The following is a 14,298-nucleotide window of genomic DNA, read 5'->3' as shown; positions in this document are numbered from 1 at the left end:
TTAAACTCATTCGACTAGTGTCGGAAGTAGCTATCAGCCACTTTCAGCACGCGCAAAACCAATAGGAGTTGAAAAAATATGCCTCAAATCCAACCAATTCACCTAGACGAGCAGTTGTGCTTCCAAGTCTACTCGGCGAATAAGAAATTTAATCATTTTTACCAACAGGCACTAAAACCTTTCGATTTAACTTACCCACAGTATATTGCGATGTTGACGCTATGGCAATACGCACCGCTCTCTGTTAAACAACTGGGTGAATATTTACATCTTGACAGCGGTACTTTGACGCCTTTACTGAAACGACTCGAAAGTCACGGCTGGATCAGCCGCAGCCGTAGCCGCTCAGATGAGCGAACCGTGGTGATTCAGTTGACGGATAAAGCAAAAGAACAGCAAAACGTGGTTTATGGTCACATCAATAGTTGCTTTGATATTTTGGGATTGACCCCCGATGAAAAAGAAACTTGCATGCAGGCCATGACAACCCTCGAACAAAAGCTTGACTTATACAACGATCCACAGGTATAAGCCGAAGTTGTAGTGTCAGAAACTTGGCTGCTTAAATTTGATATATAACGATGAAACTCAATAAGGGACTTGGACAAAACTAATCGCTTTGTCCAAGTCCCTTTTGTAGTCTAAATGTTATTCAGCCAGCCAATCGACAATCGCCTGGCCAACCTGATTAAATTTCTGTAAGGTTGCCATTCGATTAAGTGACCCAAGCGTCAGCATTGCAACATCCACAAAATGATTGTTATATACAATTCTGGCCACATCATGGTCAATTAGATTGCCTTCACCAGTCTTGTTGTATACAACAACCTTTTCTGAAGATTCATCAAAATTGCCGGGCAACTTATATCGAAATTGTTGATTACGAAACCAGTTCTGAATTTCAGGCCCGTGACTCAGTGCTTGTTGGAGGAGCAATAGGCTTTCAGCGGCACTTGTTTGATTGTCATGCCCCGTAGCCAGTGCCCGACCATCCATCAGGTAACGCTCAAGCTTAGTCTGCTTGAAATCACGTGTTTCAAGGTAGGCTTGAATTTGTGCCATCCCCATCAAAGAAATAACCAGGTTGGTTGCGGAATTATCAGACACGCTGATCATCAATGCCAGCAAATCCCCCAGTTTCCAAGATCGATTGGACATCAATTGCAGAATGCCAGCTCCCCCAACTAGCTTGTCAGATGAGACATGGATCAGTTGATCCAAATCAACTTTACTGTCTAAAACAGCGTTTAAAACAGCTAGTTTGATCAAAGAAGCAGATGGAAAAGCTTGCCGACTGTCATGTTCTGCCAACGTTTGGCCATCACTTTCGATGAGTAATCCATACTTAAATGGACTGTCTGCCATCACCTGGTCAATTGTTTCGGAAAGATCGCTCATCGCAAATATCTCCTAAAGCCGGCAAATTCAGCTGCAAACTTGGGTTCAGTTAATTCGGCAATATCGACCTTGGCGCCAGGGGTTCTTGATTCGATCATTTTGCCGTTACCAATGTACATGCCAACATGATGAACGTAGCCTTTGCCATGATCATAGGCAAAAAACACCAAGTCGCCGGGTAAAATCTCTTCGGGTGACAACGGTAGGCCGTTTTCCTGTTGATCGTCGGCATCCCTGGGAATATCGAACCCGAGAATGCGATGAAGGGTGTACGCAAAGCCAGAGCAGTCAAAACCATAGGAACTGATACCACCCCAAAGATAACGCTCGCCTAAAAATTGACGGCCCATTTCGACCATCGTTTCACCGGCGTTAGCCCCAACGAACGGCAGAACAGCTGCTGATTGATCAATCAATCCCTTCCCAAGCGGTGTTACGACTTCGATGTAATCGCCACTGGTACCCGTTTGCGGCAGCACCGTTCCCAAGCTCATTTCTAGGAGAGGCTTTTTATTTTCATCATACAATTTGGCTGTCCGAATGGCAATTCGCACGATCGAGGTGACTGGTGGATAACTAATTTGCTGGTCACTTAATAATTTAGTTGGTACCCAACCAGGATAACCCCTCGAATCAGAATCATCTCGCTGACAGGGAATGGATACTTTCGCCCAATCACCCTCAAAATGATCAATAATGACCTCGTCGTTAAACAAAGCTTGGGTTTCTAATAAATCATCATCAGAAAGCGCAACTGATTGCTCAACACTCATTTGCTCAACCCATTTTTTACCATCACCATCTAAAGCAGGTTGATCAACTTTTCTTGGTGATGCTTTAGCTTTCCAGATAGTTGCGACTGGAACTTTGACACGTCTTGTTTCCATTTGGGCACCTCCATTCGTTAAATTTTAGTATACATATATTATACCTCATTAGCCACCAACCACCCGCTAGATAGCATTAAAACCGGTAATTAACCGTTAATGATCAATCTGTCAAACGTAAAAGAGGCTGGAACATAAACAATATTTATGCCCGAGCCTCCTCTACTACTTGAATCCTAACCCTGGTAAATCCGGGAAAGTGATGCTATTTTGTTGATTAATGATTCCACCGGCAACCGGGTTGCTGGAGAACATCATCGATGCGTCTAAATCAACATACTTAATATTTTGCTTAGCTGCTGCCAAATGAGCCGCGGCAGTTACCGAAACCGATGACTCAATCATGCTGCCCACCATACAGGGAATACCGGCGACTTCAGCAAGGGTATTGATCTTAATCGCATTATCAATCCCGCCCGCTTTCATCAACTTAAGATTGATAATGTCACACCCATGCATGCGAATCATTCGAGCGGCATCTTCAACCGAAAAAATACTTTCATCGGCCATAATCATTGTCGTCGTATTTGCAGTTACATATGCCAGACCATCGAAATCGTCGGCTTTAACCGGCTGTTCAACCAGTTGAATGTCGAGCTTTAAATCCCTCATTCGATTAATAACCGCCACCGCTTGTTTTTGGTGCCAGCCTTGGTTGGCATCCAATCTGATATGAATGTCTGGACCAACGGCTTTCCGGATAGCGACAACTTTGTCGAGATCTGCGGTTTCAGAATCGTCACCCACCTTGATCTTCAAAGTGGTGAACCCCTGGGCAATCAAATCCCTGGCTTGTGAGATCATGTCATCAACTGTCCCAACACTAACCGTATAATCGGTTGTAATCTTATTTGAATGGCCACCCAGCAACTGGTATAGGGGCACGCCATACCGCTGAGCCAGCAAATCATTGACAGCAATATTTAAGGCAGCCTTAGGACTCGAATTATGGACGATTGACTGGTCAATCGTAGTCTTAATGTCTTCTGAGTCAGACAGTGGTTTGCCAATGATTTTCGGTCCAATGACGTCTTCAACTGCCGCTTCAATACTTGGCAGCGTATCGCCAGTGATGACGGGGGTCGGCGCTGCCTCACCATAACCGACTTTACCATCGCTGGTAACCACTTTCACGATCAGAGTCTGGGCAGTGGTCACAGTCCTTAAAGCGGTTTTAAACGGCCGTTTAAGTGGCACAGCAGCTTTCTTTACTTCAATTTGTTTAATAACGGGTTCCAATCACTGTCACTCCTAATGATTATTTGACGTAAGCGGTTTTGAAATTGTAGTTGGCGCCAGCCGTATTATACACAATTCCCTTCACTTTTGAATTAACCATCCACTTTTCACCCGATTGGTAAAGTGGAATAATGGCTTGATCTTTCAAGGCCAAGTTCTGAGCCTTAACCATATCCTGCCAACGGGCGTTCGCGTTGCTGCCATCGTCTGCGTTGCTGGCCTTAATGAGGGAATCATAGGCTGAATTCTTCCAACCGGAAATGTTGCTTGGATTATCAGAAGTCAAAATGTTCAAGAATGTAATCGGGTCAGAGAAGTCAGCAAACCAGTTGGCAACGGTCACAGTGAATTGACCATCAGCTTGTCGAGACAAAATTGAACGACCCGGAATGTTATTGAGCGTCACTGTTAACCCTGGGAGCTTTTGTAAGGCACTTTGCAGGTACTCACTGTTCTGATCACTACCGTCCGAGTTTAACAGGGTAAAGTGCAGTGAAGTTCTGCCAACTTCTTGAAGGCCTTCCTTAAACAGCTGTTTTGCCTGAGTTGGATTGTAGGTCATTGATGCGGGTGCCGTCGTGTCTTTGGTAAAGTCCGTTCCGTTCTTTGGTGAAACGGCTAATCCCTCAGAGACAAAGCTGTTATTATCGATTGCACCGCCGCCCATCACTTTATTAGCCAAAGTCTTTCGGTTAATAATCATCGACATCGCTTGGCGAATTTTCAGGTTCTTAAAGACCTTATTCTTTTGGTTAACCGCGATGTAATAATTGGAGGATTGTTTACGTGAAATCATATCTTTTTTGTTACCCATTTGTTTAGCTTGGGTAGCTGAAAGCTGTGACATATCCAGTTTGCCTTGATTGTAGAGATTCAGTGACGTTGAAGGATCTGCTTGAACACTAAACTTGATGTTATCAAGCTTAACGGCCTTCTTATCCCAGTAATTGGTATTCTTCTTCAAAGTCCACTGATTATTAGTCCCAGTCCAGCCGGTCAACGTAAATGGGCCGTTATAGACTTGGGTTTTAGCTGAAGTGCCATAATCATTCCCGTATTTATTGACAGTCTTGGAATCTTGTGGGAAAAAGACCGGAAAGCCCATTAGCAGATTGAAGTATGGAATCCGTTGTTCCAGGGTCACTGTCAATTTGTAATTGCCGTCGGCTTTAATGCCCAGCGAGGAAACTTTGGCTTTTTTATTTTGAATCTTGTCGGCATTTTTAATTCCTGAGAATAGATACCCGTATTGCGAAGCCGTTTTCGGATTCAACGTCCGCTGCCATGAATAAACGAAGTCTTTGGCAGTCACCGGATCACTGTTACTCCATTTGGCACCCTTCCGGAGATTGTAAGTATACGTCTTACCATCTTTTGAAACCGTCCATGATTTGGCAATTCCAGGTTCCACCTTACTATCCTTCCCTAGTCGAACCAAACCTTCATCGACGTTATTCAAGACGTTGAAAGTCCCGACCGCCGTGGTCTTCGATGGATCGACAGTTGTCAGTTCAGAATCGGTTGAAGTCTTAATCGTCTTGTTAGCTTCGCCAGACTTTTGGCCACAACCTGCCAGAATTAATGCAATGCTTGCTACACCTGCGAGTGCAGCCACTCCACGAGATAAATGCATGATATAATCCTCCTCTAATATGTAAGATGTTTAACAAAGGCATCTTGGTTCTAATTTAGCATAAAAGTATCAAAAAAACAGGCCTTTTCTAATATTGATTTCAGAAAGCCTGTTAAAGTATGCGATTTTACTGTGAACTTTACTTATTAATTGCAATTGCCATCCGGCGAGTTTGATAAATGAACTCGAATTTAGCTTTTGACAGCCAATACTGACCGTCAATCGGATCACTCACATGAACCTGGTCACTATCGATCCCATCCAAAAGGACCGCGTGATTATTTGCCGGGACTTGGCCAAACGGATAGGAATCCCAGTCAGGTTGTTCAAAGTGAACGGTGACAAACGTTAGAACGGGATTGCCTTTTGTCACCGAATCATATAACCACTGCGGGTTTGCGCCACTCAACTCTTGTAGATGACCATAACGATTTCCCCACCACAGGAGCGGTCGGGTAAAGATCGCTTCGAACTTACCAGGGCGATTCGTGAAAGGTGAACCACCAAATCCATGGTAAGGGTTGTTGTCAGCTGAAATTGGCATTTGGAGCAGGAACTGACCATAATTCAGATCTAAAGCACGCCCTTGATAATGCAGCCCCTCCAACAAACTGGCAGCTTCACAACCGTTAATGGCGCCCCAAGCAACTTGGTCGATATTTTCAGCACCCAATAAAACTTTTGAACTCATTTAACCACCCCGAGCTGTGAAAAGACCTGCTCAACCATTTCCTTATAGGCCGGTTGTTGCTGGATCAACCTCTTGCATGCATCAACTAAATTCAAACGCAGCCGCCCTTTTCGATCAATGATTGATTCCGCATGAACCATCGAGCTCAAGACCGACTCATCAACGACACTGGCGACTGCTCTGAAGAATAAGTCAATTTGGTTGTCATTAAAGCGGGTAACCGTATCAAACTCACTACTTTCAAAATGATCCACCTGATTCGCAGTTGAAAAGGCCAGAACAATTTCGCCACTGCCGTTACCAATGTAACCCCCGGTACGATTAATGCCCACGCTCGCCCTTTTAGCCATTCGTTTGAGTTGCCTGGCATTTAAAGGCGCATCGGTTGCCAGAATTGTGATAATCGACCCCTTTTCTTCTTTGTGCTTATCTTCTGCCAACACTTTAGCTAATGGTGCACCAATTGGGGCGCCATTGACAATAAAATCGGTTAAATAACCATAGTTGGTCATAACAAGTGCGCCTACCGTGTACTGATGCTTAGAATCAACGGTCACAATTCGCGATGAAGACCCAATGCCGCCCTTGAGATCGTAGCACATCATCCCACGACCACTGCCGACCGCACCTTCTTCAAAATCGGTATCCACGGCCGCTAAGGCATCGATTATAGTTTGCTCACTAATCGCCATTTTGCGAATGTTGGAAACATCACCGTCGTTACATTCAGCAACAATCGGGTTGACTGTACTGGTGGTATCCCCAATCTCGGGATTGGCAGCCAGCATTTGTTTGGTTAGGGCATTTAAGGCCGTGCCGACCCCAAAGGTATTGGTCATTAAAATTGGCGTTTCAATGGTCCCCAGTTCATCAATTTGAACTAAGCCGACACTTTTACCAAAACCATTAAGAACGCAGGATGCTGCAGGCACTTTATGCCGAAACAGATTCCCGGGGTGCGATAAAATTGCGGTCACCCCACTATGAACATCACCATCGTCAATCGTCACCTGGCCGACTTTAACGCCGGCAACATCTGTAATCAGATTCCGTTGACCTTTGACACCATCAGAAAGATCATTCATTAATTTAACCGATAAACCCATATTTGACACCTCTCACATTTCTAGACCGAAAAAATCATCGCAATCATGCCACCGACGGCGATCAAATTGTTTAAAAAATGCAGTCCAATTGATACTTTTAAATTTTTGGTTGCCACGTACAAATAACCTAGGATACCGCCCAGAATCGCATATGTTAGAAAGCTAATCACATTAAAATGGGCAAAGTTAGGATCCATGTGGGGTAACGCAAATGCGATTCCACTGACAATGATGGGTGCCCACTTACTGGTTGATCGAAAGAACGCTGTGATCAAATATCCCCGAAAAATGGTTTCTTCAAGAATTGGCGAACAAAAAATCGCTGTAAACCCCATCAAAACCAGGGTGAGATGATTACTGGACAGCAATGATTGAATTTCTTGATTATTATCCGTTTGGCTCACGTGATAAACCAATTTATTGAGGTTACCCAGTAATAATTCAATCACTAAAAATGCAATCCAGGCAATCACAATCATTTTAACGTTTTGCCAGGTGATTTTTTGGATTTGATACCGACCGTACTTCCGATAGGCAGCCTGAGCCAGCCAAATCGCAATCACAAAGCCCAGCAGATACAGCGCAGCAACGACATAGTTGGCGATAGCCGACAGTTTCCCCTGGGCAATAAACATTAATGGCAATTGAACCGATCCCACCAAAATAATCAAACCTAAAAAGATCATTAAGCGTTCAAAATAATCGCCAAGTGTTAACTTTCTTTGCTCTTCCATGCAGCGCCTCCTTAAGGATTAAAAGCTTTGTTTAAAGCCGTAAAATCAACGGTTCCCAGCCCGGTAGCCTGATTATATATTTTCCCAGGCTGCCCAGTATAGTATAGATTAGTGTTGTTTGACCGACTATCTAGTGGCTTAAAGGGTGATGTTGACCGTTTAGCAAATCGATAGATCTGTGGGTTCCAGAAGCCTAGACGTCCGTTAGTGGTAAAATCAGACATCAAAACACTGGCTGCCGCCATCTGTGGCGCGACAACACTCGTCCCACCGGTGATCAGCCATTGCCCTTTGGAATTACGATTATTCTTCGGGGTAATAAACATACTATACCCCGTATTGGGATCGGCATTGGCTGAAATGTCGGGCAGATTTCGCCCACTTTTTTTGCCGCTGAGATTAACCGGCTTTTTTAACAATTCCGGTCTGCCGTACTTAAATTTCCATCGATTCGTGGCATCATACGTGCCGACACCACTGATGCCCTTTTGATAGGCGGGGATGGCATTATACTTACTAAAACCGCCCCCACCCCCGGCAAAAAAGCTTTGAAGCATGTCCAAAGTTCCAAAGAAACGTTGGTGTTGATAGTTGGGATATAAGAAATCAGCTCCCCAGGCGCGTTCCCGCTTGATCGTGACTTTCTTCTTATTGACCGTATAGGTTTTGGGAAGCGTTGTGCCCCCCACTGCAGTCACATAGGACGAATTAGACGGCGTATCCACCGACAACCCAGACGTTAATCCGGTCGTGATCCCATCATAAGCACCATTATCGCCAGTCGCAGTGAAAACACTCATCCCTTGTGCAGCTGCCTGCTCAAATAATAAGTTCATAATTTGATTGTATTTTTTCGGTGTAATCCCCTGTTTCATTTCATAGGCCACTTGAGCCTCGCTTTGGCCCCAGCTCAGTGACAAACTGTCAGCCACATTTTGGCCAACCGCTGCAGCAATTGAGTTCACCATTCCCAAAATGTTTGGGCGGGCAATGTAAGTTCGAATGTTGCTATCCGGTGCGATGGCCCCAGCCTGTTCAACATCAATGGTGGTTTCATCATATCCGTCCCCAGTGCCCTTAAAGCCATTGGTGCGATATACACTCAACCGGTTGGACAACACATTGATCCCCTCGTCATCCCAATAACGATACACATCATTGGGGTGAAAGTTGGCAAAGGAAATAATCCCAATTGTTTTGCTGCGCCCGGTGGATCCATTATCGTACAGAGACTGCAGATTATAGCGGCGAACAAAGCGAGTCGGTGAATATTTTTTCGTGGTCGTCGTGCCATTTGCGGCACGGGTATGAAGAGATGAGGGCTGAAAATTAGTTTTGGACGATGAAAATGGTGAGTAATTGGATAACCCAAAAACGGTATAAACGGCTTTAGAAAGTTTCTTTGGTAATTGAGGATTTCGGCTGGCCTTTTGATAGGTAACTTCACCATTATTAACGTTCACCAAATTGACTTTAAAAGCTTTTTCAATATTTTTGGTTGATCCTTTAACCACCATAATTAAGCTGCCTTTATAAGTCTCAGCTTTTAAATGATGCTGTCTGAGATAGGTTTGTAAAGCCTTGATTTGCTTGGGGCTTTGACTAAACCGTTTGGCAAATGTGTTGGGCGAGATAAATTGACGGTAGTTTGAAGAAGTGGGTGTCACCGTATTGTAGACAAATCGGTGGAGAGCCGACTGACTTTTCGGCCGCAGCACAACATCAACCAACTGCTGTTTGGAATCAGCAACGTTGGTTGTGCGAGCCGACACTTGTCCAGCGGTGACCGTAAAGCCACCGACAGCAAGCAAGGTAAATCCTGCGGTTATAACAATCTTCTCGAGCCAGTTCTTCTTCATGTAATCCCCTTCATGCATTATGATTTATCGTGACGGTTCTCATCAGCTTCACGCTGGCGGACAAGCACCACGACCAATGGCGTCAAAATTACCCGAATGACAATGATTGCAATTAGCCAAACCAGTGCAAAAGACAGCACTGACAAATGCCATGACTTCGTGATGAAAAATGCGACTGCCAACACAAATATGACTGCGCCAACGATTAAGAATAATTTAGACTTCTTCAAATGAATTCTCCTGTAAAATTTCTTATTTCATACTATCATACTTTGTTGGCCGAGTTCACGCTTGAATTAGTAAAGTTACAGTTTGGCTTAAAGCATTTAAAGCCGATATAATAAATACATCACAGAAATGAAATGCTTGAAAGGAGAAAAACAATGCTCAAAGAATTTAAAACTTTTATCGCCAGAGGAAACGTCATCGATCTGGCAGTTGGTGTTATCATCGGCGGTGCCTTCACTGGAATTGTGACGTCACTCACCAATAATCTGATCAATCCATTAATCGGAATCTTCCTAGGGAAAATCGATTTATCAAATTTGGTTTTCAAAGTTGGTAATGCCACGTTCAAGTACGGGGCCTTCATCAATTCGCTGATTAATTTTATCATTGTTGCCTTTGTTGTTTTCATTTTAATCAAACTCATTAATAAGGTGATTAAACGTGAACCAACCAAACCGGTCATCGATAACAAAGAAGTACTACTTTCAGAGATTAGAGACTTGTTAAAAACTAAACAATAATGTCCAAAGCGACTGCCTGATCCATTCCAAAGCGGTAATTCATTGCGATTGCACGATGTCTGGGCTAGAATTAAAAGTGTGAAGAATTAATTAATTTCCAAAAAATTGAGAAGAGGTTTTGTTATGAGAACGTTTGCTATTAGGGCCCGCGATGGGGTCATGGAATTAAACTATTCAGAAGATTCCAACAAACCGCCGTTTCGAAAGTTTATGATCACATATAACCCCAAATTTTCAATTGGCGATAATCTTGAAAATATCAAAGCGGCACTCACTGGCCTGCCAATTGACGCAGCCATCATTGAAAATTCGTTAAACTATGAATTTTCCGATACGATTATTGGTATTAATCACCAAAAGATTGATATTGGCCTGGCAATTGCCAACATGATGAATATTCCGGTTGTAAATCTGCAAAAGATCAAAGAAGTTGGCTTGCAAAAAGCCATTGCCGATAAGGAAGAATACCTCAAGTGGCACCTGGATTACTATGGTGAGTATGCCGGTAAACGTAACTACGGCCAAGAAGCGATGCTGACAATTGGTAATGGGTACTTTGGTTTGCGGGGGGCGTATGTTGAGTCTCACGCTGACCAGGATAATTATCCCGGCATGTACGTTGCTGGTGTCTACAACCAACTTACCACCAAAATTAATGACCGTAACGTTGTTAACGAAGACTTGGTTAACCTGCCGAATGCCCAGTACATCAGTTTTGGTGTCGATCATCAGCTGCCATTTACAATCAAAAAAGCAGACATTCAAGATATTTATCGAAGCTTGAACCTTAAGACCGGCACATTGACAACCACCCTGCACATTCAACTTTCAACCGGCCATATTATTCAAGTTCGCGCAACAAAAGCCGCTAACATGGATCAGTGGCATCGTTACGCAATCAAATATGAATTAAAACCCATTAATTTCTCGGGTAGTCTACAAATATATGCTGGCATTGACGGCAACGTGATTAATGGCAATGTTGAGCGTTACCAAGACTTCGATCAGCACCATATCGACGTCATTGGCATGGCAGCTCATGACAATCAAGTATCAATGACTGGTCAAACCAAGACTTCTCACGTTCAATTCGTCATTAACTCCAAACTCAGCAGTCAAGATTTCGACACAAAAAAACTCATCGATACCACCACTGAAGAAAGCAAAGTTCAGCAGGCATTGAGCATTGACGTTGAGCCAGGCAAAACCTATGAATTTGAGAAAAACGTCACCGTGTTCACCTCACAAGATCAAAACGATCATTTGGAGGCTGATGCGCAAAAAGAACTTGATGCCTCATCATTTGAGGACACGTTAAATGATAGTGAAAAATTCTGGCGTAACGTCTGGCAGAAGTCAGATATCATGATTGATAACGATTTAACCAGCCAAAAGTTGACCAGAGTTAATATTTTCCACATGCTAGTGACCGGGGCCGCACTGGCATCCGGCAAATTAGATGCATCTGTTGGTGCTCGAGGGTTGCACGGTGAGGCCTACCGGGGTCACATTTTTTGGGACGTTACCTTTGATCTGCCATTCTATGCGATTCATTACCCCGCGATCGCTAAGCAATGCCTGCTCTACCGTTACAATCGTTTAACGGCGGCTAGAAAATACGCCGCTTCAGAAGACAAGCAAGGTGCGATGTACCCTTGGCAGTCTGGAATGGCTGGTGATGAGCAGTCCCAATTTGTTCATTTAAATCCAGTCAGTGGCGAATGGGATCCGGATAATAGCCGCTTGCAGCGACACGTTTCAATTTCAGTTGCCTATGACATTATCAATTATGTCCACATCACCGGCGACAAGGAATTTATGGATCAATACGGGTTGGAGATGCTCCTATCTATTTCTAAATTCTGGGTCAGCATGACTGATTATGACAAATCAGCCGACCGTTACGATATTCACCACGTCATGGGTCCTGACGAATTTCATGAAGAGTATCCAAACTCCAACGATCATGGCTTAACCAACAACGCCTACACCAACATCATGGTTTCCTGGTTGTTTGATAAAGTCAATACGCTGGTATCACAGGTGAATAGCGATGCTTTAAAGAAAGCGAGTGAAAAAGCCGGCTTTGACAATACCATTCTCGCAAAAATGAACGATATCGATCATAAACTACGATTGGATATTAACGAAGAAGGCATTATCGGTCAGTTCTCAGGTTACTTCAATTTGTCTAAACTTAATTTTGATTCCTATCGAAAGAAGTACGGCGATATTTCCAGAATTGATCGGCTGCTAAAGGGCGAAGGCAAGTCGCCTGATGCCTACCAGGTTGCCAAGCAGGCGGATACCTTAATGGCTTACTACGAATTACCATTTGACGAAGTTCAAGAAGTCATCAACCGGTTAGGTTATAAACTGCCAGCCAACTTCTTTACCAGCAACTTGCGATTCTACCTTGATCGAACGACCCACGGATCCACCCTTTCCAGAATTGTCTATTCTGTTCTAGATGAAATTGACGGCAACATGGACCAATCATGGCAATTATTCTCAACTGCCCTATTCTCCGATTACTACGATATTCAAGGTGGCACCACTGCCGAAGGAATTCACTTGGGTGTGATGGGTGCGACCCTCCAAATTGAAACGAAATGCTATGGTGGTGTTCGTTTCGATACGGATGAGGTGACCATCAATCCTCACCTGCCAACGACTTGGAATAGAATATCATTTAACGAAACTTACCAGGGAATCAATTATAGCTTCGTTATTGGTCACCACCGGATTGATGTAAAAGCGGATGCTGATACACACGTCAGTGTTGCCAAAAAAGCTTATTCACTGACTAAAAATAAAAAGACCACAATTACCTACAAATAATGAGGAGTGAATGAAAATGGCAAAATTTTCAGATATTAAGGGTTTCGTATTTGATCTAGATGGTGTGATTACCGATACTTCCATCTTTCACAGTCAGGCTTGGCATCAGGTAGCCGATAAAGTTGGTGCCCCATGGTCTAAAGAACTCGAAGACGGCTTGAAAGGTATTAGTCGAATGGATTCACTGGAAATGATTTTGAAGGCCGGTAATCTTCAAGACAAGTACACAGACGATCAAAAGGTCGATTTGGCCACCGAAAAAAATACCAACTACTTAAAATTAGTTGACCAAATGACCCCTGACAATATCTTACCTGGCATTAAAGCATTCTTGGATGAAATCAAAAATGGCGGCTATTTACTATCGTTAGCTTCAGCGTCCAAAAATGCGCCTAAAGTGTTGCAAAAGCTGAATTTAACTGATTATTTCCCAAAGATTGTCGACCCAAAGACTTTGAGCAAAGGCAAGCCGGATCCCGAAATTTATTTAAAGGGAGCTGAATTGATTGACCTCAAGCCAGAGCAATGTATCGGTGTTGAAGATGCCGCGGCCGGTGTTGAATCCATCAACGCTGCTGGCGAAACCTCAATTGGGATTGGTGATCAGACCATCTTGAAGGCTGCTGACATCCATTTTGCTGATACCTCAGAAATGACGTTAGCAAATATCGAAAAACAAATGAATTAAGCATTCATTGACCTATTAGTCCGATCTGCATCTAGGTAATAAACAACGAAAGGCAACCGCGGAGCTACCCCGGGTCAAGTAGACAATTAAATAATTAAAACTGTTATGCAGTTTCTTCAACGGTATGATTCCGGTATTCCACTGGGGTCATGCCGTTGAGTGTTTCTTGTCGTCGTTCGTTGTTGTACCAGTTAATGCACTTTTGAATTAAAGTGATCATCTCGATCTCAGATAACGGTTGTTCGAAGGCAAAAAATTCCGTCTTGATGTGACTCCAGAAGCTTTCCATTGGGCTGTTATCCCCTGGAGTTCCTGGCCGCGACATACTATGGACGATGCCCATTCCAGCCAATGCAGTATTATAGCGTCCGGATGTATAGCTTGATCCCTGGTCGCTGTGAATCAACCCTGGCTTGACACCATGATTATTCTTAATGGCAGCTTTGAAGGTATCAGTAACCAGATCAGCGGTT

The 14,298-nt window shown here is 43.7% G+C and carries 14 protein-coding genes; 4 read left to right on the top strand and 10 right to left on the bottom strand.

Annotated features, from left to right (window positions below):
• Window positions 1-78 precede the first annotated feature (78 nt).
• Window positions 79-531, top strand: coding sequence for a MarR family winged helix-turn-helix transcriptional regulator (locus LPKJCM_RS06685; protein WP_057963219.1), 453 nt, complete (start codon window positions 79-81; stop codon window positions 529-531).
• Between the two features lie 117 nt (window positions 532-648).
• Here LPKJCM_RS06685 and LPKJCM_RS06680 read toward each other — a convergent pair whose 3' ends face one another.
• From LPKJCM_RS06680 to LPKJCM_RS06640, 9 genes are all read right to left on the bottom strand, one after another.
• Complete coding sequence (locus tag LPKJCM_RS06680; RefSeq protein ID WP_057963218.1) at window positions 649-1,398, bottom strand: serine hydrolase; 750 nt, start codon at window positions 1,396-1,398, stop codon at window positions 649-651.
• Window positions 1,395-2,285, bottom strand: coding sequence for a C40 family peptidase (locus LPKJCM_RS06675; protein ID WP_057963217.1), 891 nt, complete (start codon window positions 2,283-2,285; stop codon window positions 1,395-1,397). The genes LPKJCM_RS06680 and LPKJCM_RS06675 overlap by 4 nt, the downstream gene beginning before the upstream one ends.
• Window positions 2,286-2,450: 165 nt before the next feature.
• A complete protein-coding gene (locus LPKJCM_RS06670) occupies window positions 2,451-3,524 on the bottom strand; it encodes a dipeptide epimerase (protein ID WP_057963216.1) in 1,074 nt (357 codons plus the stop codon).
• 19 nt (window positions 3,525-3,543) lie between these two features.
• Entirely contained in the window at window positions 3,544-5,157 is a 1,614-nt protein-coding gene (locus tag LPKJCM_RS06665; RefSeq protein ID WP_057963215.1) for a peptide ABC transporter substrate-binding protein, read from the bottom strand.
• 139 nt (window positions 5,158-5,296) lie between these two features.
• On the bottom strand, window positions 5,297-5,848 hold the full coding sequence (locus LPKJCM_RS06660; RefSeq protein ID WP_057963214.1) for a C39 family peptidase: 552 nt from the start codon (window positions 5,846-5,848) through the stop codon (window positions 5,297-5,299).
• Entirely contained in the window at window positions 5,845-6,954 is a 1,110-nt protein-coding gene (locus LPKJCM_RS06655; protein ID WP_057963213.1) for a P1 family peptidase, read from the bottom strand. Before LPKJCM_RS06655 ends, LPKJCM_RS06660 begins: the two co-directional genes overlap by 4 nt.
• 20 nt (window positions 6,955-6,974) lie before the next feature.
• Entirely contained in the window at window positions 6,975-7,688 is a 714-nt protein-coding gene (locus LPKJCM_RS06650; protein WP_057963212.1) for a CPBP family intramembrane glutamic endopeptidase, read from the bottom strand.
• Between the two features lie 11 nt (window positions 7,689-7,699).
• On the bottom strand, window positions 7,700-9,547 hold the full coding sequence (locus LPKJCM_RS06645) for a S53 family peptidase (protein WP_057963211.1): 1,848 nt from the start codon (window positions 9,545-9,547) through the stop codon (window positions 7,700-7,702).
• A gap of 17 nt (window positions 9,548-9,564) precedes the next feature.
• A complete protein-coding gene (locus LPKJCM_RS06640; protein WP_057963210.1) occupies window positions 9,565-9,777 on the bottom strand; it encodes a hypothetical protein in 213 nt (70 codons plus the stop codon).
• A 153-nt stretch (window positions 9,778-9,930) separates the two neighbouring features.
• Here LPKJCM_RS06640 and mscL point away from each other — a divergent pair, with 153 nt between their 5' ends.
• From mscL to pgmB, 3 genes are all read left to right on the top strand, one after another.
• Window positions 9,931-10,296, top strand: a complete 366-nt coding sequence (gene mscL / locus LPKJCM_RS06635) for a large-conductance mechanosensitive channel protein MscL (RefSeq protein WP_057963209.1) — start codon at window positions 9,931-9,933, stop codon at window positions 10,294-10,296.
• Between the two features lie 123 nt (window positions 10,297-10,419).
• Window positions 10,420-13,137, top strand: a complete 2,718-nt coding sequence (locus tag LPKJCM_RS06630) for a glycoside hydrolase family 65 protein (RefSeq protein ID WP_057963208.1) — start codon at window positions 10,420-10,422, stop codon at window positions 13,135-13,137.
• A 16-nt stretch (window positions 13,138-13,153) separates the two neighbouring features.
• Window positions 13,154-13,825, top strand: a complete 672-nt coding sequence (pgmB, locus tag LPKJCM_RS06625) for a beta-phosphoglucomutase (RefSeq protein WP_057963207.1) — start codon at window positions 13,154-13,156, stop codon at window positions 13,823-13,825.
• Between the two features lie 103 nt (window positions 13,826-13,928).
• On the opposite strand, the gene LPKJCM_RS13565 is transcribed toward pgmB, so the two are convergent.
• A partial coding sequence (locus LPKJCM_RS13565; protein ID WP_225364152.1) for an integrase core domain-containing protein occupies window positions 13,929-14,298 on the bottom strand: 370 nt, incomplete at its 5' end.

The sequence above is a fragment of the Lentilactobacillus parakefiri genome, assembly GCF_002157585.1.
Taxonomy (GTDB): Bacteria; Bacillota; Bacilli; order Lactobacillales; family Lactobacillaceae; genus Lentilactobacillus; species Lentilactobacillus parakefiri.
The sequence above is the reverse complement of the archived record's forward strand: the minus strand, read 5'-3'. Positions and strand labels throughout refer to the sequence as shown.